Source organism: Halobaculum saliterrae, assembly GCF_009831625.1.
In the GTDB taxonomy this organism is placed as follows: domain Archaea; phylum Halobacteriota; class Halobacteria; order Halobacteriales; family Haloferacaceae; genus Halobaculum; species Halobaculum saliterrae.
The window spans coordinates 124133-144804 of the sequence record NZ_WUUS01000006.1 but is presented as its reverse complement, the minus strand read 5'-3'; the positions used below and the strand labels follow the sequence as shown (position 1 = coordinate 144804).

Here is a 20672-nt window from a genome sequence, read left to right as displayed (position 1 = left end):
TACTCACCGTGGCACGGGTAGCCGATCGGGGGCCGAAACCGCTCGTTGCCTTTGACCGGAAACGGTAACAAGGCCTAATCGACCAAGGATCCAATTGGACAGGAGATGGGTCACCGTCCGTCGTCCGGACCGCCGCGCCGGCGTGCGCTCGCGACGATCGCAAGCGGCGCGGCCGTCGCCGCGAGCGGATGCGTCGGCCGGATCCGCACGATGTCGGGGTGGGAGTCGCGGAGTCAGGTGACGCTCACGATCAAGGCCGCACCGGCCGACGAGGACCCGTACGCCCTCCGCGTGGGGCGACGGATCGCCGAGTGGCTTCGAACCGCCGGGATCGACGCGCAGGTCTCTCCGGTGTCCGAGCAGGAGCTGTTCAGACAGGTGCTGTTGAACCGTGAGTTCGACCTGTTCGTCGCGCAGACGCCGGCGCGGTTCGAACAGCCGGACAGCCTCTACTCGCTGTTGCACTCCCGGTTCGTCGAGACACCCGGCTGGCAGAACCCGTTCGGCTACAGCGACCTCGACGCCAACGACCACCTCGAGACGCAGCGCCGGACGACCGGACGGGAACGCGAGGACGCGCTCGAACGGCTCCAGTACGTGATCGCGCGGACGCAGCCGTTCACCGTCGTCGCGTTCCCCGACGACATCCGCGCGGCTCGCGCCGACAGGTTCGACGGCTGGCGATCGGCGGACCTCCGGTCCCCGACCGGCTACCTCTCGCTGGAACGGACGACCGGCAGGGGAGGCGAGGGGAGTCCGCGAACGACCGCCACGGAGTCCGACTCGGAGGTGGACGACTCGTCGGCGTCGACGCTTCGGCTGGCCGTGACGGACCGGCGCGGGACGTCGAACCTGAACCCGCTCGCCGTCGAGTTCCGCCGCAGCGGCGTGCTGACCGGGCTCCTGTACGACTCCCTCGGATACGTCGCCGACGACGGAACGACCGAGCCGTGGCTGGCGGCGTCGTGGTCGTTCGACGGCGACGAGCCGCCGGTCGCTCGCGTGGAGCTGCGATCGGGCGCCACGTGGCACGACGGGGAACCGCTCACGGCCGACGACGTGGCGTTCACCTACGACCTGCTCGCGGACACGTCGATCGGACCCGTCGACGGCGACGGCAGCGACGGCGGGGCCGGCGGCGACGAGGACTCCGACGGCGACGGCGGGTCCGACGCCGACGCCGACGACGGGGAGGGGATCCCGGACGACGAGGAGGTGCCGTCGCCGCGGTTCCAGGGCCGGATCAGCCTCGTTGACGAGGTGCGGGCGGTCGACGACCGGCGGATCGAGATCCGGTTCGTGGAGTGTCCCCCCGACATCGCCGTGCGCGCGCTCACGGTTCCCGTCCTCCCGGAGCACGTCTGGAGCGACCGGACCACCCCCGCCTCGTTGGCGGGGATCGAGATCGGGTCGGTGACGGACGCGCTGGTGACGAACAACATCCCGCCGGTCGGGAGCGGACCGCTCCGGTTCGTCCGGAACTCCCCGAGGGAGTCGCTCACGCTCGAACGGTTCGACGACCACTTCCTGGTCGACGCCGATCGGGCGACGCTCCCCGAGGGCGTCGACGGTCCGCCGGCGTTCGACCGGCTCTCCGTGCGCGTCGTCGGCTCCGGCGTGAGCGCCGTCGGCGTCGTCACCGACGGCGACGCCGACGTGACCGGCACCGCCGTCGGCGCCGACACGGTTCCGCGGATCGGGCGGTCCGACGGGACCGACCTGATCGTCGACGGTCGCACGCCGCCGTACGTCGTCGGCTACAACGCGCTGTCGGCGCCGCTGTCCAACCCGCAGTTCCGCCACACGCTCGCGCGCCTGATCGACCGCACGGCCCTCCTCGACGACGTGTTCGACGGCTACGCGCGGCCGGCGGTGACCCCGCTGGCGAACACCGAGTGGGTCCCCGACGAGCTCCGGTGGGACGGCGCCGACCCGGTGACGCCGTTCCTGGGTCGCGACGGCGAGGTCGACGCCGAGCACGCGATGGAGGCGTTCAAGACGGCGGGGTACAGCTACGACGAGGGACGGCTCGTTCGGACGGACTGACCGATGAGCCTGCTCGACGTCGTGCTCGAGGTCGCCGTCGTCGTCGGGGTGCTTCACCTCGCGTCGGTGCTCGTGTTCGTCGGACCCGATCGACTCCGACCCTCGACGGCGGCCCGGGCCGTGCGATCGACCGTTCGCGCCGCGGGCACGCCGCTGGTCGCGCTGGCGGCGGTGTTGGCCGCCAACGGCGTCGTCCGACGGATCGGCGTCGAGCTGTCGTGGGTGGTCGGCGTCAACGTCACCGGCGCGATCTACGCGATCGAGGGGACGTTCGTGGCCGCCGTCCAGTCGTACGCGACGCCCGCCGCGACGGCGTACTTCGGGTTCGTCTACGTGTTCGGGTACGTGTACCTCCTCACGTTCCCGGCGATCGCGTACGCGCTGCGGGAGCACCCCGGCGAACTGCGGACGCTGCTGATCGCGTACGGGTTCAACTACGGGATCGGTCTCGTCTGTTACGTCCTCTTCGTCGCGTACGGTCCCCGCAACCTCATGCCCGAGCTGGTCGACTCGCTGCTGTTCGAGAGCTGGCCGCGGTCGCAGCTGCTCACCAGCCAGGTGAACGAGAACACCAACGTCTTCCCGTCGTTACACACGTCGCTTGCGGCGACGGTCGCGATCCTGACGTGGCGCGGAGACTCGCTGTCCCGGTGGAGGCCGGTCGCGGCTGCGCTCGCCGCGTCGATCGTCGTCTCGACGATGTACCTCGGCATCCACTGGGCGACCGACGTGGTCGCCGGGGTCGCGCTGGCGGCGGTGAGCGTCGTCGCCGCCGAGCGGATCGAGGCGCGACGCGACCGATCCGTCGGGGGCGGCGCCGACAGCCTCGACGATGGCGATGGCCGCGACTGTCCGGACGATCGGGACCCACGCGACGGGCGGATGCCGGAGTGACCCGTCGTCCGCGTCGCGCGACCGACCTGCCGCCTCAGGCGACCGGTCCGCCGACGTCCGGGCGGGTCGTTCCGTCGGCCTCGGTGCGAGCGTCGACGTAGCCGCCGGCCCACAGGCGCGCGGCCACGACCTGCGCGTAGAAGAAGGCGAACGCGCCGATGACCGCGCCGAGGATCGGGATACCGTTCAACACGCCGACCAACACGCTCGCCCCGACGAGGACGGCGACCGAGAACACCCACGCGGTCGCGTACGCCCCGCTGAGGACGACCGGCTTGAGGACGTCGGGGTCGAACGCCGCGCCGATCCGCCGCTCGTCGGCGAAGGCGACGACCGCCGCCACGGCCACGTAGCCGAGGACGAGCGAGAGAGCGACCGTGAGCAGTCCGCCGACGACGAGCCCAGCGAGCCCGGTGGCTGTGCCGCCTCTCGTGCCCGTCGCGACGGCGACGAGCGAGCCGCCGACGGCCACCCCACCGACGATCCCGGGTATCAGCATGTACACCACGCCGACGAGGACCGCCTTCGCGCCGTCGACGACGAGCTCCTCCCAGTCGCCGAACGTCGGCGGGCGCGGGTCGCCCTCCAGCGAGTGCCGGACGACGCGAACGACGTAGCCGTACACCGGAAGCAGGGGGAGTAACAGGAACCCGAAGGCCGAGAGGACTCCGCCGATGAGGAAGGTCTTCACCCAGTCGTCGTGTTCGGTCGGGTACGTGATCGCGTCGCTGATCTGTGGCATGATCACGTACGTCACATCGAGAGCTCTTTGTAAGGCACAAGATACGACCGGTACGCGGGACGAAACCCCTCGGAAGCGACGACCGACCGGGTCAGTCGTCGCCGAACGCGTCGGCCACGAGCTCGGCGACCGCTGACGGCGACTGGTATCCGGTCTCGATCCCGACTTGCTGGCCGTCGGCGACGCACACGACCGCGGGCGCCACGTCGACGTCGAACCGCTCGCGAACGGTCGGCGCGGCCTCGCCGTCGACGCCGACGACGGCCACGTCGTCCGGGAGCAGATCGAGCGTCTCCTCGAGCTCGGCCTTCATCGACTCGCACGGGTCACACCGGAGGCGCCACACGAACAGGACCGCCCGGTCGTTCACCTCCAGGAACGGTTCGACCTCGTCGTTCTCGAGTTCGCGCATCCCCTGCGGAACGGGCGTCGCGGGCGCGACATCGACGACGAGTGACGCCATCGTCGCTCGTTCGAGGGAGTCCGGCACCGGTTCGTCCTCGTCCTCGAAGTGCGCGCGCACGGAGAGGTAGGCGACGAACTCCTCGCGGGTGACGCCCTCCTCGTCGATCCTGCGAACCGCCTCCGAGTACTCGAGACCGAACGCGTCGGCGACGGCCTCAGTGAACTCCTGGTCCGGCAGGTCGCCGTAGCTCTGCTCGTACAGGTCGATGATGTCGTGAAGCGCCGAGGAGAGCCGGAGCGTTCCGTCGTCGTCCTCCCGGATCGCGCCGACCTCGATGAGGCGATCGAGCATGGCCTCGGGGTCGGGCTGGTCGACGGGCGGGCCGGGATTGGGGTTCGCGTCCATTGTCAGACACCGAGGTACCGCTCGCGGGTCTTCTCGTCGTCCCGAAGCTGCTCGGAGTCGCCCGCGAACACGATGCTCCCCTGGTCTATCACGTACGCCCTGTCGGCGATGCTCATCGCCGCGACCGCGTTCTGCTCGACCAGCAGGATGGTGGTACCCGTCTCGGCGATGCGCTCGATGGCGTCCTCGACGGTCTGGATGATCTGCGGCGCCAGCCCCTCGTAGGGCTCGTCGAGCATCAGCAGGTCCGTGTCCTGCTTCAGCGCGCGCGCGATCGCGAGCATCTGCTGCTCGCCGCCCGAGAGCGTTCCAGCCTTCTGCGACTGACGCTCCTCCAGCCGCGGGAACACCTCGAACACCTCCTCGGTGGACATGCCGGGATGGTCCATCGAGACGTCACGCCCGAACGTGTTCGACCAGTTGCGCGCCACGTCCGACAGGTGGAGGTTCTCCTCGACCGTCAGGTTCGGGAACACCCGTCGTTCCTCGGGAACGAGCGAGATGCCGAGCGAGGAGATGTCCTCCGTCGTCCGGTCGGTGATCTCGTCGCCCTTGAACCGGACGGCGCCCTCGCGGACGTCCGGCGGGCGGGCGCCGGCGACCGACCGCAGCGTCGTCGTCTTGCCCGCGCCGTTGCGCCCGAGCAGCGCACACACCTCCCCCTCCTCGACGTGCAACGAGAGGTCCCGGAGGATGTGGCTCTGGCCGTAGTAGGCGTCGACGTCCTCGATGGAGAGGAGGTGTTCGCCCTCGGCGGCCGCGGCGGTCGCCCGCGCGGCGTGATCGTCGGCGACGTCCGCGGCGGCGGCATCCGCGGCGGCCTCCGCGGCTTCCTCGCTCGTGTCCGCGGCGGGGTCGGATGCGTCGGAGCTCACAGCTCCACCCCCCCGAGGTACGCCTCCTGAACCTCCTCGCTTTCCTGCACCTCTTCGGGAGTGCCGTCGGCGATGACTTGCCCACGATTCAACACGAGGATTCGGTCGGCGATCTGGAAGATGATCTCCATGTCGTGTTCGACGATGAGGATGGTGAGGTCGAGGGTGTCCTGAAGCTCCTCCACGAGCTCCACGGTCGCAGCGGTCTCGTCCGGCGACATGCCGGCGGTCGGTTCGTCCATCAGCAACAGATCCGGCTCGGAGGCCAACGCGATCGCGATCTCCAGGCGGCGCTTGTCGCCGTACGGGAGGCTCGCGGCCTCGACGTCGGCGTCCCCGAGCAGTTCGACGGACTCGAGCATCCGGTCGGTCGTGTCGTGGACCGCGTCGAACCCGGACAGCCGCTTGAGGAAGTCGAAGCTGAACGAGCCGTGCTCGGACGCGAGCGCGGCGATCTCGACGTTCTCCCGGACGGTCATCTCGGGGAAGATCGACGCCGTCTGGAACGACTTCGAGACGCCCGCCTGCACCGTCTCGTGCGGCTCGAGGTCCGTGATGTCCTCTCCGTCGAACTCGACGGTGCCGGCCGTCGGTTCGAGCGCGCCCGTGATGCAGTTGATGAGCGTCGACTTGCCGGCCCCGTTAGGACCGATGACCGCGCGGGTCTCCCCGGAATCGACCTCGAAGCTCACCTCGTCGACCGCGACGAGACCGCCGAACTGCTTCGTCAGGCCGTCCGTGCGCAGAAGACTCACTCGCGCTCACCCCCGTCGGCCACGGCCGGCTCCTCGGGGTCCTCGCCGAGGAGGCGCGAGCCCAGGTCCGAGAACGCCCCGTAGATGCCCCGGGGGAACACCCACACGATGAACACGAACACCGCGCCGAGCACGAACCGCCACAGCGACCCGATCGACCCGATCATCGGCAGGCTGACGCCGGAGATGACGTTCGCGACGTACTCGAACACGAGCGCGCCGAGCACCGGTCCGACGAGGCTTCCGGTGCCGCCGAGGACGGTCATGATGACGAAGTCGCCCGACTGGATCCAGTACAGCGCCGTCGTCGGGTGGATGTACTGTTCGTGGATGACGAACATCGCTCCCCCCACGCCCGCGAAGACTGCGGAGATGATGAACGCCATCAGCTTGTAGCGGAACACGTTGAGCCCGACGAACTCGACGCGCTCCTCGTTCTCGCCGAGCGCCTCGAAGATGAGGCCGTACGGCGAGTTGATGATCCGGTTTCCGACCCAGACGGCGATGAGCATCACGACCGCCGTGAACGCGTACATCACCGTGTAGGAGTCGAACACCGGGATCAGCTGGGCGTCCAGCGGGATCGCCCCGAGGAACAGCCCGTGTGCCTCGATCCCCGAGAACCCGTTGTCACCGTTGGTGAGCCACGACCCGGGACCGAGCGCCCAGAAGTACAGCGCCTGTCCGAACGTCAGCGTCAGGACGGCGAAGTACACGCCAGACCGGCGGATCGAGACGAACCCGATCGGCCACGCGAGCAGCGTCGCCACGATCGTCCCGACGATCACCATGAGGATCGGGCTCGGGACGACCTGGCTGAACAGCGCCGCCGAGTACGCCGCCGAGCCGAAGAAGGCGGCGTGTCCGAACGACAGCAGGCCGGTGTATCCGAGCAGGAGGTTGAAGCCGATGACGATGATGCCGTAGATCAGCACCAGCGACGGCAGGCCGGTGTAGCCGCCGATCGAGATGCCGATCACGTCCCCGACCGCACCGAGAATGTCGATCAGCAGGAACGGGAACACGACCAGCGCCGCCGCCATCGCGACGACGACGAAGTCGTCGCGCTCGCGCAGTCCCGCCAGCGCGGAGCCGCCGGAGCCGCCGGCGGTCTCCTCGGTCACGGTGCCGCCGTCGGGGATCGCATCGGTCGCGTCGCCCGAGCGGTCGCCGCTCATTCGCCCACCTCCGCGGAGCCGAACAGGCCCTCGGGCTTGAACACGAGCATGAGCGCGACGAACAGGTAGAGGACGATCTGCGCCCACTGGCTGTACGTCTGCGTCATCGCCGAGATGATGAGTCCCAGCACCAGGCCGCCGGCGATGGCCCCGCGAACGGAGCCGGCGCCGCCGACGACGATGGTGAGGAACGCGGGCACCAGCGCCTGCTGGGTGCCGATCTGGGGGCTGACCGTCTGGATCGACGCGCCGATGAGGCCCGCGAACGCCGCGAGCGCCGCGCCGAGGGCGAACACGAGGCTGTAGGAGCGGTTGATCGGGATGCCGAGGATCCGGACCATCTCCGAGTCGTGAGTGCCCGCCTGGACGACCAAGCCGAAGTCCGTCCGCTCGATCGCGAGGTACGTCAGGCCGATGACGAGGAACGCGATGGCGATGATGAACAGTCGCCACGAGGGGAACAGGCCCACGAGCGGCAGGCTGATCGGCTGGGAGACGTTCACGCCGAGGATCGTCGAGGGCGCGATCGACTGGAAGGTGTTCCCCCCGATGACGTTCTTGACCGTCTCCTCGACGATCAGTGCGAGGCCGAACGTCACGAGGAGTTGGTCGGTCTCCGGGCGGTCGTAGAACGGCTCGGCGACGAACCGCTCCATGAGGAGCCCGATTCCGAACCCGACGATCGGGACGACGATCAGCGCGGCGAGGAACCCTCCCTCGAAGCCGAGCGTCGTGATTCCGGAACTGTACAACAGCCCGTTCGAGAGGGCGGTCTCCTGAAACACGATCAGTCCCGTGTACGCGCCGACGAGATAGAGCGCCCCGTGCGCGAGGTTCAGGAACTCCATCGTCCCCAGGATGATGGTGAGGCCGATACCCAGCAGCGCGTATATCGCGCCCTGTTGGAGGCCGTTGAGGAGTATCGATGCGATCTCGGACTGTAGGAGCAACATTATCGTTCGTGTAGGTGCGGTGTGGTCCGCTTGCTAGTAGTTGTCGGTGTTGACATTCGTTGACGTGGTTCCGCGGATCGAATAAGAACGTGCCGGTACGGGACGGGGAGGACCTAGCCGTCGGTCACTCGTCGCCGTACTCGCCCAGCTCACACTCCGCGGCCGGGCCCGCGTCGCACGCGTACCCGATGTCGTCGCGCGAGGTCGTCGAGACGATGTTCAGCAGCTTGTCCTCCGTCTGCTCCTCCTCGCTCGCGCCCTGCATGACGAGCACGTCACGCTGGGCCTGGTGGTCGCAGCCGCGCATGGTCTCGTCACCGAGCCCGGCGCCGCTGTAGTCGTGACCCTCGAGTTCCCGGATGACCTCCGGCGGGTAGAACGTCTCCGCCCGCTCGACGGCCGCGGCGTACTGGAGCGTCTGCGTGTACGCGATACGGGCCCCGTAGCTGGGCGCGCGGTCGTGCTCCTCGCGGTACACCTCGACGAACGACTGAGTCGCGTCGTCCTCGAGCTGCCAGTTCCAGTCGGCCGTCCCGAAGATCCCGTCGATGGATCCGCTGGCCGCCTCGGCCATCAGCCGGTTGTACAGCGGGACGACGATCTCCATGTCCTCGTCGAGGCCCGCCTCGATCGCCTGCGGGAGCGAGTTCGCCGCGTCCAGCCCGTAGTGGTTGAGCACGAGCACGTCCGTCTCGTCGCGGGGCACGTCCGAGAGGTACGACGAGTAGTCGGAGGTGCCCAGCGGCGTCGGCACCGACTCGAGCTGGTTCCAGCCGCCGACCTCGGTGAAGAACTGCTCCATCGACGCCTGCTGAGTCTGTCCCCACGAGTAGTCGGCGTACAGCTGGTAGAAGTTCAGGTCCTCCCCGTACTCCTCGGCGAGGACGGGCGCGAGCGCCTGGCCGGTCATGTACGCGTTGAACATCTCCCGGAAGGAGTAGCGCACACACTCCGACCCCGTCGTGTCGTTGGAGTGGGTGATGCAGCACTGGAACTGGACCTTCTCCTCCTGACAGAGCCCCTGCACCGCGATCGCGACGCCGGAGGACGACCCGCCGGTGATCATGATCGCGTTGTCGCGGTTGATCATCCGCTGTGCGGACTGGCGCGCCGTGTCGGGGTCGGTCGCGGTGTCACCCTCCACGGACGCGACGGTCTTGCCGAGGACGCCGTCCCCGGAGAGCCCGTCCCAGTTGTCGACCCAGCCGCCGCCGTTGTTCAGGTGGTCCTTCGCGAGGTTGTACCCCCGAAGCTCGTCGGCCCCCTCCTGAGAGTACGACCCGGACTGCGGAACGTTGAAGCCGAACACGACCTCGTCGCCCTCGACGGGGTAGTTTCCGATCGCCGGGTACTCCGAGTCCCCGCCGCCGCCGCCGGCACAGCCGGCGAGTCCTGTCAATCCTGCGGCGCCGGCTGCCCCGGACGCCTTGAGCACGTCACGTCTGCTGAGTGCGGTGGTATCCCGTGCCATGCCCCTATCGCCGGAAGCAACCTTAATGAACGTTCCGCCCATATTCCCTTAAATCGTGTTAATATTGGTAATATGGAGGACGGACATTCCCCATGATAATGGTTATCACTCGTAGGGCGTTTCAGTCCGTCGATCGGGGAAGAAACGATGGGGTCGCCCGGCGCACAGGCCCGGGGTCGATCGCGTCGATCAGGCGAGTTCGTCGGCGACGCCCGCGAGGCCGGTCACCTCAAGTGAGGGCGCGACGCCGATCTCCTCGAACGGGTCGTTCGCCCGGTTCACCCACGCGGTCCGCATTCCCGCGCTCCCGGCGCCCGCGACGTCCCATGCGTTGCCGGAAACCAGCCGACAGCGGTCGATCGGCGTGTCGGTCCGAGCGGCCGCGTTCTCGTACACCGCGGGGTTCGGCTTGAACGTCGACACCTCGTCGGCGCTGATCACGTCGTGGAGGTGCGGCGCGAGCCCCGCGTTGTCGGCGAGCGTCTCCAGCATCTCCGGGTTGCCGTTCGACAGCACTGTCACCGTGTGGCCTGCCTCCGAGAGCCGGGTCAGCGTCTCGATCGCGTCGGGGTACGGATCGAGGTGCTCGTAGGCCGCGAGGATCCGCTCGCGGGTCGGCCCGTCGGCGTCGACGCCCCACTGGTCGAGCGCGTACGCCAACGCGTCGCCCGTCACCTCCCAGAACGGCTGGTACTCCTCCATCAGCGCCGACTGATAGGAGTACTGGAGCTGCTTCGCCCGCCAGGTCGCGTCGATCTCGGCCACGAGCGTCTCGGGCGCGTCGAGTTCGGCCGCGAGCGTGCTCGTCACGCTGCTCGTGTCACACAGCGTCCCGTACATGTCGAAACAGAGCGTTTCGGCCATACTCCACGGATCCACATCGTGCATGTTAGTACCACGGGAGGCGGCGGTTCGTACCGATCACGGGGGCCGCGGCTCGCGACGGCGAGGGACCCCGCCTCCCGCGGGTGGTACGCCGAGCATACCGGGTCGACGGGCGAGTAAGCGCCCGCGTGATTAAGTGCCACCCGTGCTACCTATCCACATGGATCTCAGAGACGCGACGACCGAGGACGTTGACGACATCCGCGAGACCGCACGCGCGTCGCTGTCGGCCTCCTACGGCCACGCGCTCTCGGCGGATCTCATCGACGACGCCGTCGAGTCGTGGTACGACGCCGAGGCGCTCGCCGACTCGCTCACCGACGAGGGCGCGGTGTTCGTTGTCGCCGTCGAGGACGGCGGCGTCGTCGGGTTCGCACAGAGTCAACTCGTCAAGCGCCGCGAGCCGGTCGGAGAGTTGGACTGGCTCCACGTCCACCCGGACCACCGCGGGAAGGGGATCGGAGACGACCTGCTTCGCCGGGCGGAGACGGAGCTACTGGAGTTGGGCGCGGAGCGACTCGAGGGGCGCGTGCTCGCGGCCAACGAGGCGGGGGGTGAGTTCTACGAGGGCGAGGGGTTCTCCGAGATCGGCGAACGGACCGTCGAGATCGGTGGCGAGGAGTTCCTCGAGCGCGTGTTCGCCCGCTTCCCCAGCGGCGACGGCGAGCAGGTGCTCACCGAGGCACGCGTCGCCGACGACGGCGAGCAGGTGTACGTCGCCTACGACGAGGCCGACCGCGCGTCGATCGCTCCCTTCTACGCGACGTACGCCGACCGCGAGCGCACCGAGCGGATGGGCTACGTCTGCGGCAACTGCGGCGGGTTCGCAGTGAACGTCGACACCATGGATCGTGTGCAGTGCAGCGAGTGCGGGAACCAGCGGAAGGCCAGCCGGTGGGACGCGGGATGGTGAGGGCGTACGCAGTGGACGGTCGGGTCGGTATCGGGTGAGGCCGCAGGCATCGACGGCAAGGGCGACGGCGGGCGATCCGCCGGACAGTCTCACGTGCGATACTTCGGGGGCCGCAGTTAAGTCGCGGCGGCGCCGTCGGGTGCACATGGACGGACGCGTGCTCGCCGTCGTCGGCGCGAAGGGGGGCGTCGGCAAGACGACGACGAGCCTCAACCTCGCGGCCGCGCTCGCGGAGGACGGTCGCGCCGTCGCGGTCGTCGAGGCGGATCTCGCGATGGCGAACGCCGTCGACTTCCTCGACATCCGCGTCAACGGCGGGCGGACCCTCCACGACGTGCTCGCCGGCGGCGCGGGCGTCACGGACGCCACCTACCCGGCGCCGGGCGGGTTCGACGTCGTCCCCAGCGGCGTCACCCTCGACGGCTTCGTCGACTCCGACCTCGATCGCTTCCCGTCGGCGATGGACGCGCTGAAGGCCCGCTACGACGCCGTGCTCGTCGACACGGCCGCCGGCGTCAGCAGCGAGACGGTCGTGCCCATGTCGGGCGCGGACGCCTCGGTGCTCGTGTCGACGCCGCGGGTGGCCTCCATCCGCGACGCCGACAAGACGATCACCGTCGCCGAGCGCGCGGACGCGCCCGTCGGCGGCGTCGTCCTCACGAAGTCGGGCACCGGACGCTCCCCGCCGGCCGACCGCATCGCGAGCTTCCTCGACACCGAGCTGCTCGGACACGTGCCCCACGACGAGTCCATCCCGGAGGCGCAGGACGCGGGCCAGCCGGCCGTCACCTATCGCCCGCACAGCGACGCCGCCGCGGCCTACCGCGAGGTGGCGGCCGCGCTCCGCAAGCGACCGGACATGCTCGGGATGACCGTCACGGCGAACGCTGGCGGGTTCCGCTTCGGCGACGGCGACGACGACGGCGCGTTCGCCGACGGCGGCTCCGACGGGAGCGCGGACGACGGGTTCACGAACCCGTTCGGATAGCCGGCGACGACGCGGAGTCGCGACCTGGGACCGGAACGGCTACCCGCGAGCACACCGGGGTCGCCGACGGGTATCGGGAGCGCGAACCGGCCTATCGGCTGTACCCGCTGCTCACGCACCTCCGGTACTTCGGCGGGGGGTACCTCGACGAGGTTCGGACGACGCTGTCGGCGCTCGGCTACTGAGCGTCGGCGTCGAGGAACCGAGGAACGGGTGGCCGTCGGTCGGGAATCGATGCGGCCGAAGCCGTGAGCGCGACCTATCCCTCCCCGACCATTCGGTCCTCCTCCTCCCACTCGTCCTGCCGGAGCTCGTACTTCTGGACCTTCCCGGTGGAGGTCTTCGGGAGCTGCTTCACGAACTCGATCCGCGTCGGCGCCTTGTAGTGGGCCATGTTGTCGCGGGCGTACTGGATCAGCTCGTCGGCGGTGACGCCGGGGTCGTTCGGGTCGCCGCCGGCCGGGACGACGAACGCCTTGGGCGTCTCGCCCCAGTCGTCGTGCGGCGAGGGGATGACCGCCACGTCGTCGACCCGGTCGTGGCTGAACAGCGTGTCCTCGACCTCGATCGAGGAGATGTTCTCGCCGCCGGAGATGATGATGTCCTTCTTGCGGTCCTGGATGGAGATCATCCCGTTCTCGTCGACGACCGCGAGGTCCCCCATGTGGTAGTACCCCTCGACGCGGTCGGTGAACGCCTCCTCGGTCACCTCGGGTTTGTTCCAGTAGCGGTCCATCACCTGGTTGCCGCGGACGACGACCTCGCCGATGGTCTCGCCGTCCTCGGCGACGTCGTTGCCGTCCTCGTCGACGACGCGGATCTCGGTGCCGATGTAGCCCAGTCCCTGGGTCTTCTTCACCGCGAACCGGTCCTCGGAGTCGTCGTCGAAGAAGCGCCGCGCGTCGCTGGTGGTGATGAGGGGCCCCGTCTCGGTCGCGCCGTACACGTGTTGGATGTACCAGCCGAACTCGTCTTCCGCCATGCGGATCGTCGCCTCCGGCGGCGCAGCCCCCGCGGTGGCGACGCGTACGTCCTGCCCGGCGTCGGGTTCGCCGCCGTGTTCATCGAGGTGGTCGCCGAGCATCTTGACGACGGTTGGCGCCGCACAGAAGTACGTCACGTCCTCGGTCCGGAGCTTGTCGAAGACGTACTCGGCGTCGACGCCCCGGGTGCACACGTGGCGTGCGCCCATCCCGGTGACCGCGTAGATGTGTCCCCACCCGTTCACGTGGAACATGGGGAGCGTCCAGAGGTACGTGTCGTCGTCGGCGATCTCCTGATGGATCGTGATGATGTACGCGTGGAGCGTCTCCGTCCGGTGGGTCCGGCACACGCCCTTCGGGTCGCCGGTGGTACCGGAGGTGTAGTTGATCGTGATGATCTCGTCCTCGGCCATCTCCGGACGGTCGTACGCCGTCGACTCCGCGATCACCTCGTCGAACTCCTCCCAGTCGCCCTCGACGGCGTCCGCGTCGTTCGTGATGAACGTCTCCGTCGGCACCTCGTCGCGGATCCCCTCGATCTTGTCCGCGTAGGCGTAGTCGGCGTAGACGGCGTCGACGCCCGCGTCGTTCAGGATGTACTCGAAGTCCGACTCGACGAGGCGATAGTTCAACGGCGTGTGGACCGCGCCCGCCTGGAAGCTCCCGTAGGCGGCCGCGAGGTGGTAGTGCGTGTTCGGGTCCAGCACCGCCACGCGGTCGCCCTTCTCGATGCCGCGCGCCTGCAGCGCCGCCGCGAACCCGTCGGCGCGCTCGCCCAACTCGTCGTACGTGAATCGCTCCCCGTCGACCCCGAGGACCGCCTCGTGATCGCCGTAGTTCCGGCGTGCCCTGTCGAGGAAGTCGGTCACTAACAGCGGTTTCTCCATGGACAGGCGAATTTCAGGCACGTTCGTGATAATCGTTGCGGGGACGGTACCACCTGCCATGGGGCTCGGTCACGGATCCACCGATCGCAGACACGGTGGGGAACCGAAGGCTACGAGCGTCATCGGCGCCGTGACGAGCGGTCCGCGGCGACGTCGCTGGCGGACGAACGGCGAAAGAAGACACGGATCGACTGCGCGTCGGTACGACGGCGAGCCGGCGTGGCGGTGCGGTACGAGGGGTCAGTCCCCCTGAACGACCTGCCGGATGTCCTCGACGATCTCGGGGTTGCGCAGCGTCGAGGTGTTGCCGAGCTCCTCGCCGTTGGCGATGTCCTCCAGCAGGCGACGCATGATCTTCCCGGAGCGCGTCTTCGGGAGCTCCGGCGTGAAGATCACCTGCTCGGGGCGGGCGATCGGGCCGATGGCGTCCTCGACGGCCTCGACGATCTCCGCGCGGAACTCGTCGGACTCCTCCTGGCCGTCCTCGACGATGACGTACGCGTAGACGGCCTCGCCCTTCACCGGGTGGTCGCCGCCGACGACGGCGGCCTCGGCGACGCCCTCGACGCCGACGATCGCCGACTCGATCTCCATCGTGCCGAGCCGGTGGCCCGAGACGTTGAGCACGTCGTCGACGCGGCCGAGCACGGTGATGTAGCCGTCCTCGTCGATCTTGGCGCCGTCCTCGGGGAAGTACACCCAGTCGTCGGGGTCCGAGGAGTCGGTGTCGGAGTACTCGGCCCAGTACTCCTCGATGAAGCGTTCGTCGTTCTTGTACAGGGTCCGGAGCATCCCGGGCCACGGCTTGTTCACGGTGAGATAGCCCGCGCGACCGGGCTCGACCTCGTCGCCGTTCGTGTCGACGATCTGTACGTCGAGGCCGGGCAGCGGCGGCCCCGCGGAACCGGGCTTCATGTCCTTCACGCCCGGCAGCGTCGTCACCATCATGCCGCCGGTCTCGGTCTGCCACCACGTGTCGACGACCGGGCACTCCTCGTTCCCGATGTGCTTGTAGTACCACTTCCACGCGCGCGGGTTGATCGGCTCGCCGACCGTCCCGAGCAGTCGGAGACTGGAGAGGTCGTGCTGATCAGGGTACTCCTCGCCCCACTTCATGAACGCGCGGATGGCGGTGGGCGCCGTGTACAGCTGCGTCGCCCCGTAGTCCTCGACGATCTCCCACAGGCGGTCGCGGTCGGGGTGGTCCGGCGTCCCCTCGTACATCATCGTCGTCGTGCCGAGCGCGAGCGGGCCGTAGACGATGTACGAGTGGCCGGTGATCCAGCCGATGTCGGCCGAGCAGAAGTACGTGTCCTCGGGCTTGATGTCGAGCACCGCCTGCGAGGTCCACGCGGTCCACGACAGGTAGCCGCCGGTGGTGTGTTTCACGCCCTTCGGCTTGCCGGTGGTGCCGGAGGTGTACATGAGGAACAGCATGTCCTCGGCGTCGCGGTCGACCGGCTCCACCTCGGCGCCCTCGTGGTCGGCCATGAGCTCGCCCCAGTCGTGCTGGTCGTCCGCGAGGTCGTGGCCGAAGTCGTCGCCGTTCCGCCCGAGGCGGTCGACGACGACCGTGTCGGTGTCGTGCTCGACGCCCTCGAGGCCCTCGTTGGCCTTGTCGAGGTGGTCGAGCGGGTCGCCGCGGCGGTAGTAGCCGTCACACGTGACGAGGTACTCGGAGTCGGCCGAGTTCATCCGGGTCGCCAGCGCGTCCGCCGAGAAGCCGGCGAACACGACCGAGTGGGGCGCGCCGATGCGCGCACACGCCAGCATCGCGATCGGCAGCTCCGGGATCATCGGCATGTACATCGTCACGACGTCGTCCTCGCCGACGCCGAGGTCCCGCAGCGCCGCGGCCGCCTCGTTCACCTTCTCGTGGAGGTCGCTGTAGGTGAGCGTGACGTTGTCCTCGTCGACGGGCTCGCCGACCCACTCGATGGCGGCCTCGTCGCCGCGCTCGTCGAGGTGCCGGTCGATGCAGTTCGTCGAGGCGTTCAGGGTGCCGTCGGTGAACCACTCGTAGAACGGCGGGTTCGAGTCGTCGAGCACCTGATCGTACGACTCCTCCCAGTCGAGAAGGTCCGCGGCCCCCTCCCAACACTCCGGCCACTCCTCCTCGAACTCCTCGTAGATGCCCGCGTCCGAGACGTTCGCCTGCTCGACGAACGCGTCGGACGGCTCGAACACCTCCTGTTCCTCGAGCCGGGCCTCCAGTTCCACGTCTTCGTCAGACATACTCACGCGATACGTCTCAATCGACCGTGATAAAACTGCCTCACTCCGTCGAATTCGCCGCGTCGTCGTGGGGTTTTCGCCGGACGAGAAGCGGTCGTCTACCTCGATGAAGGGTCGGAATATCGCGATCGGAGGCCGACGGAACTGGCGCAGGGAGCCGTGCCGATCAGTCCCAGGTGACCCACGTGAGGAACGCGATTGCGACGAGTTCGAGCAGGCGGAGGCCGCCCATCGCGAGGTGGGCGATCGGTGCCTGCGCGGCGATCCAGGCGCTGAGGTCGGCGTGGAAGTAGAAGAGATACAGCGCGAGGGCGTTCTCCGCGAGGAGGACGACCCCGAACGCCGCCAGCCCGAGGGTGTGCTTCGAGCGGAACCGCGAGTAGTTTCGCCCCCAGACGTAGCTCAACCCGAGGAGGAGGACGATGTTGACCGCGGCGGCGACCCAGACCACCTGTAACCAGAGACTCATCGACTCAGCCTCCAGTAGCGCGCTGGTTCGTTTATACTCTTTCCAACCGTCGACCCGAATCCCCGTCGCGTCATTCTACCTTCTCCATGATCCGTTCGACCGTGTCCCAGTGCTGGCGAGCGCGGTCCGTCGGGAGGTACACCGCGCCGTAGTCGCCGCCCTGCTTCTCCAGCACGTCGTTGTCACACAGTACGTCGAGGTGGTGACGTACCGTCGTGTAGTCCAACTCCAGCGTCTCCGCGAGCCTGTTGGCGTTCCGCGGCCGATCGTCGACCGTCTTGAGAATCCGGACGCGGTTCTCACCGCCGCGGGTTCCGGTGAGCACGTACCACAGAACGCCGTCCATCGTTCCGTTTTCACGCCGACGATGGAAGTAAGTCCACCGAAGTCCGGGATTCACCGGGGCCCGCGGGCCGCCGTGCGACACCCATCGGGGATCCGACGCGTCCGTCTACGAGGCGAGCCCGATCGTCTCGCGGTAGGCGCCGTGGTGTTTCTCGAACACGTCCATGATCTCGCCCATCGTCGCGTACTCCTTCACCGCGTCGACGACGTACGGCATCACGTTCTCGTCGTTCTCGATGGCCGAGTCCAGCGCCCCGAGCGTCTCCTCGACCGCGTCGTCGTCGCGCTCCTCCTTCACCTCGGCGAGGCGCTCGAGCTGTCGGTCCTGCACCTCCTCGTCGACGTGGAGCAGGTCGGGGTCGGGCTCGTCCTCGACGGTGTACTTGTTCACGCCGACGACGACCTCCTCGCCGTCGTCCACGCGCTCCTGGTACTCGTAGCTGGCCTCCTGGATCTCGCGGTGGAAGTACCCCTGTTCGATGCCCTCGAGGACGCCGTCACGAACCGATCCGTCGCCCATCTCCTTCAGCTCCTCGAGGTACGCCATCGTCTTCTCCTCGACCTCGTCGGTGAGGCTCTCGACCATGAACGAGCCCGCGAGCGGGTCCGCCGAGTCGGCCGCGCCGGACTCGTCCGCGATGATCTGCTGGGTCCGCAGCGCCACGCGGACCGCCTGCTCGGAGGGCAGCGCCAGCGCCTCGTCGAAGGAGTTCGTGTGCAGCGACTGCGTCCCGCCGAGCACGCCCGCCAGCGCCTGAATCGTCACCCGGACGATGTTGTTGAGCGGCTGCTGGGCCGTCAGCGACTGCCCGGCCGTCTGCGTGTGGAACTTCAGGCGCTTGGACTCGTCGGCCTCCGCGTCGTACCACTCGTCCATGATCCGCGCGTAGATGCGCCGGCCGGCGCGGAACTTGGCGACCTCCTCGAAGATGGAGTTGTGGGAGTTGAAGAAGAAGGACAGCTGCGGCGCCACCTCGTCGACGTCCATCCCGCGCTCGACGGCGTCCTCCACGTACGCGAAGCCGTCCGCGAGCGTGAACGCGAGCTCCTGGATCGCGGTCGAGCCGGCCTCGCGGATGTGGTACCCCGACACCGAGATGGGGTAGATCCCCGGCGTCTCCTCGATGGCGAACTCGACGGTGTCGGTGACCAGATCCAGCGAGGGTTCCGGGGGGATCACCCACTCCTTCTGCGCGATGAACTCCTTGAGCATGTCGTTCTGGAAGGTCCCCCGGAGCTCATCGCGGGGGATCCCCTTCCGGTCGGCGAGCGCGACGTACATCGCGAAGATCACGGGCGCGCTGGGGTTGATCGTGAACGAGGTCGACACCTCGCCGATGTCGATGCCGTCGAAGAGGATCTCCATGTCGCGCAGGGTGTCGACGGCGACACCCTCCTTGCCGACCTCGCCGTCCGAGAGCGGGTCGTCGGAGTCCTTCCCCATCAGGCTCGGCATGTCGAACGCCGTCGACAGGCCGGTCTGGCCGTTCTCGATGAGGTAGTGGAAGCGCTCGTTCGTCTCGGTCGCGGTGCCGAAGCCGGCGAACTGCCGCATCGTCCACGTGCGCCCCCGGTACATCGTCGGGTACGGGCCGCGGGTGTACGGCTCCTCGCCGGGGAACCCGATGTCCTCCTCGTAGTCGATGTCGGCCACGTCCTCGGGCGTGTACAGGTCGTCGATCTCGAGGTTCGAGACGGTCGCGAACCGGTCCTTGCGCTCGCCGTGTGCGTCCAGAACGGGATCGCGGGTCTCCTCCTCCCACTCCTCACGGGATTCGCGGATCTCCGCGAGGTCATCCTCATCGTACATGGACGCAACAACTGCCGGAAGGACCATTAACGATTCGGGTGGCGGGGATCCCTGCTGGCCGCGCGGCCCGATCCCTCGCGGTCGAGCGACACGGCTCGATCCGCCCCGAGCGAAACACGAAACACCCCGGCGGCCCAATCCCCGACGACAGACCGTGCAGGAGTACCAGCGCAAACAGCTCCTCGAACGCGTCACCAAGGAGAGCGCGACCATCGGGGCGGACATCCCGGACCGCATCGAGGTCCAGGGCGAGGAGATCGACCTGCAGGAGTTCGTCTTCGAGATCAAACGCCGCGACACGATCCCGGAGGGCGAGCGCGAACGTGTCGAGCGAGCGAAGCGGAACCTCCGGCGCGAGCGGCTGGAGCGACTCGAACGGATCGAGGAGAACCGCGTCGACTTCGAGACGGGCGAGGAGGTCGCGGCGTCGATCATCGGGATCGACCGCGCGCTCGACGCCCTCGACACCCTCCGGGCCGCGGACGTGGAGGGCGAGGCGCGCCGGCAGGAGGCGATGGACCGGAAGCGCTGGATGAGCTTCCTCAAGAAGGCGCTCGGGCAAGACGACGCCAGCGGAAGCAAGCGCGGCGGCTACTGACCGGCGGCGTCGTGTTCCGGGGAAGGAGCCCCGAACGATCGCCCGAGTCGGCCGTTCAGTCGTATCTGGCGGTCGCCTCGACGGAGTAGTAGTCGACCTCGAACTCGGGTTCGCCGAACGTCGTCGCCCACGCCCAGTAGTTGCCGGCGTCGAGCCGCCCGTGTGTGGTCCGCAGGGTCGCCGAGTCGAGGAGGCCGTCCTCCGTCTCGTTCTCGTCGTAGAGGATCACCTCGACGGCCACGTGCACGAACGGTCGGTCGGCGGTGTTCGACAGGTTGCCGGACACCACGATCCCCCGCTCGCCGGCCCGCTGGAAGATGACCTCATCGAGGGCGAGCGCGTCGGACTCCTGCGGAACCACGGTGCCGGCGGGGTCCTCGTAGGGCTCCGGGTTCTCGGAGGCGTTGCGGACGACGGTCAGGGAGACGTCGGGGGCGACGCTGGCGACGTCGTCGGTTGGTTCGGTCGTGTCGGCGCCCGCGTCCGGCGCGCCACTACAGCCCGCGAGGCCGATACCTGCCGAGGCGATGCCGGTCGTCCGGATGAGAGTTCGTCGGTTCATTGTGGCCTGCTGGTCCCGCCCCGTGACCCGTCCGGGAACTCGGTACGCTCGATCGTTCTGTCCCCCATGCAGTTCCTACTGCTCGATGCGTCGGGCGGTTCGTCAGCCGACTGAGCAGGTCGGTGCGGAGTTCTGGGAACGGCGGTCCGTGGTGGCGCTATGCCGACTGGACCGAAAAGCCGGATCCCTGCACTCGCAGGGTGACCGACCCCGTCCGTCGCGGGCGCGGTTCCGGCCATTCGTTCTAAGTTCCGGCCACCCGGATGCACACG

At 68.4% G+C, this 20672-nt stretch carries 20 protein-coding genes; 6 read left to right on the top strand and 14 right to left on the bottom strand.

Features of this window, described 5'->3' with window-relative positions; all coding sequences use genetic code 11:
• The first annotated feature begins 105 nt into the window (after window positions 1–105).
• The gene (locus tag GRX01_RS10790; protein ID WP_159666943.1) at window positions 106–2046 is read left to right on the top strand and encodes an ABC transporter substrate-binding protein; all 1941 of its coding nucleotides are present in this window, start codon (window positions 106–108) and stop codon (window positions 2044–2046) included.
• A gap of 3 nt (window positions 2047–2049) precedes the next feature.
• Complete coding sequence (locus tag GRX01_RS10785) at window positions 2050–2940, top strand: phosphatase PAP2 family protein (RefSeq protein ID WP_159666940.1); 891 nt, start codon at window positions 2050–2052, stop codon at window positions 2938–2940.
• A gap of 34 nt (window positions 2941–2974) precedes the next feature.
• Here the strand turns inward: GRX01_RS10785 and GRX01_RS10780 are convergent, their stop codons facing one another.
• The 8 genes from GRX01_RS10780 to GRX01_RS10745 form a co-directional block, all read right to left on the bottom strand.
• Window positions 2975–3682 (bottom strand): DUF4013 domain-containing protein, encoded by a 708-nt coding sequence (locus GRX01_RS10780; RefSeq protein ID WP_159666937.1) that lies wholly within the window; start codon window positions 3680–3682, stop codon window positions 2975–2977.
• Window positions 3683–3773: 91 nt separating this feature from the next.
• The gene (locus GRX01_RS10775) at window positions 3774–4493 is read right to left on the bottom strand and encodes a thioredoxin family protein (protein ID WP_159666934.1); all 720 of its coding nucleotides are present in this window, start codon (window positions 4491–4493) and stop codon (window positions 3774–3776) included.
• Between the two features lie 2 nt (window positions 4494–4495).
• Window positions 4496–5224 (bottom strand): ABC transporter ATP-binding protein, encoded by a 729-nt coding sequence (locus tag GRX01_RS10770; protein WP_321168053.1) that lies wholly within the window; start codon window positions 5222–5224, stop codon window positions 4496–4498.
• A gap of 140 nt (window positions 5225–5364) precedes the next feature.
• Complete coding sequence (locus tag GRX01_RS10765) at window positions 5365–6123, bottom strand: ABC transporter ATP-binding protein (protein WP_321168032.1); 759 nt, start codon at window positions 6121–6123, stop codon at window positions 5365–5367.
• Window positions 6120–7301: a branched-chain amino acid ABC transporter permease gene (locus GRX01_RS10760; RefSeq protein WP_159666931.1), complete on the bottom strand. Its 1182-nt coding sequence runs from the start codon at window positions 7299–7301 to the stop codon at window positions 6120–6122. Before GRX01_RS10760 ends, GRX01_RS10765 begins: the two co-directional genes overlap by 4 nt.
• Window positions 7298–8251 carry a branched-chain amino acid ABC transporter permease gene (locus GRX01_RS10755; RefSeq protein WP_201289581.1) on the bottom strand — a complete coding sequence of 318 codons (954 nt, stop codon included), beginning with the start codon at window positions 8249–8251 and terminating at the stop codon, window positions 7298–7300. The genes GRX01_RS10760 and GRX01_RS10755 overlap by 4 nt, the downstream gene beginning before the upstream one ends.
• A gap of 127 nt (window positions 8252–8378) precedes the next feature.
• Window positions 8379–9725 (bottom strand): substrate-binding protein, encoded by a 1347-nt coding sequence (locus GRX01_RS10750; protein ID WP_159666925.1) that lies wholly within the window; start codon window positions 9723–9725, stop codon window positions 8379–8381.
• 189 nt (window positions 9726–9914) lie between these two features.
• Window positions 9915–10589 carry a haloacid dehalogenase type II gene (locus GRX01_RS10745; RefSeq protein ID WP_159666922.1) on the bottom strand — a complete coding sequence of 225 codons (675 nt, stop codon included), beginning with the start codon at window positions 10587–10589 and terminating at the stop codon, window positions 9915–9917.
• Window positions 10590–10770: 181 nt separating this feature from the next.
• On the opposite strand from GRX01_RS10745, the gene GRX01_RS10740 reads away from it, so the two are divergent.
• The 3 genes from GRX01_RS10740 (at window position 10771) to GRX01_RS19620 (ending at window position 12696) form a co-directional block, all read left to right on the top strand.
• A complete protein-coding gene (locus GRX01_RS10740) occupies window positions 10771–11523 on the top strand; it encodes a GNAT family N-acetyltransferase (protein WP_159666919.1) in 753 nt (250 codons plus the stop codon).
• Window positions 11524–11668: 145 nt separating this feature from the next.
• Window positions 11669–12511 (top strand): P-loop NTPase, encoded by an 843-nt coding sequence (locus GRX01_RS10735; protein ID WP_159666916.1) that lies wholly within the window; start codon window positions 11669–11671, stop codon window positions 12509–12511.
• Window positions 12508–12696 (top strand): fructosamine kinase family protein, encoded by a 189-nt coding sequence (locus GRX01_RS19620; RefSeq protein ID WP_394351380.1) that lies wholly within the window; start codon window positions 12508–12510, stop codon window positions 12694–12696. The genes GRX01_RS10735 and GRX01_RS19620 overlap by 4 nt, the downstream gene beginning before the upstream one ends.
• A 74-nt stretch (window positions 12697–12770) precedes the next feature.
• Here the strand turns inward: GRX01_RS19620 and GRX01_RS10725 are convergent, their stop codons facing one another.
• The 5 genes from GRX01_RS10725 to GRX01_RS10705 form a co-directional block, all read right to left on the bottom strand.
• Window positions 12771–14381: a long-chain-fatty-acid--CoA ligase gene (locus tag GRX01_RS10725; RefSeq protein WP_159666913.1), complete on the bottom strand. Its 1611-nt coding sequence runs from the start codon at window positions 14379–14381 to the stop codon at window positions 12771–12773.
• Window positions 14382–14621: 240 nt separating this feature from the next.
• Window positions 14622–16616: an acetate--CoA ligase gene (gene acs, locus GRX01_RS10720; protein WP_159666910.1), complete on the bottom strand. Its 1995-nt coding sequence runs from the start codon at window positions 16614–16616 to the stop codon at window positions 14622–14624.
• Between the two features lie 166 nt (window positions 16617–16782).
• Window positions 16783–17085 (bottom strand): hypothetical protein, encoded by a 303-nt coding sequence (locus GRX01_RS10715; protein ID WP_159666907.1) that lies wholly within the window; start codon window positions 17083–17085, stop codon window positions 16783–16785.
• A 70-nt stretch (window positions 17086–17155) separates the two neighbouring features.
• Window positions 17156–17431 (bottom strand): winged helix-turn-helix domain-containing protein, encoded by a 276-nt coding sequence (locus tag GRX01_RS10710; protein ID WP_159666904.1) that lies wholly within the window; start codon window positions 17429–17431, stop codon window positions 17156–17158.
• A gap of 105 nt (window positions 17432–17536) precedes the next feature.
• A complete protein-coding gene (locus GRX01_RS10705) occupies window positions 17537–19240 on the bottom strand; it encodes an acyl-CoA mutase large subunit family protein (RefSeq protein ID WP_159666901.1) in 1704 nt (567 codons plus the stop codon).
• 154 nt (window positions 19241–19394) lie between these two features.
• Here GRX01_RS10705 and GRX01_RS10700 point away from each other — a divergent pair, with 154 nt between their 5' ends.
• On the top strand, window positions 19395–19838 hold the full coding sequence (locus GRX01_RS10700; protein ID WP_321168031.1) for a DUF5788 family protein: 444 nt from the start codon (window positions 19395–19397) through the stop codon (window positions 19836–19838).
• A gap of 55 nt (window positions 19839–19893) precedes the next feature.
• Here GRX01_RS10700 and GRX01_RS10695 read toward each other — a convergent pair whose 3' ends face one another.
• The gene (locus GRX01_RS10695) at window positions 19894–20400 is read right to left on the bottom strand and encodes an FxLYD domain-containing protein (protein WP_159666898.1); all 507 of its coding nucleotides are present in this window, start codon (window positions 20398–20400) and stop codon (window positions 19894–19896) included.
• Between the last annotated feature and the right edge of the window lie 272 nt (window positions 20401–20672).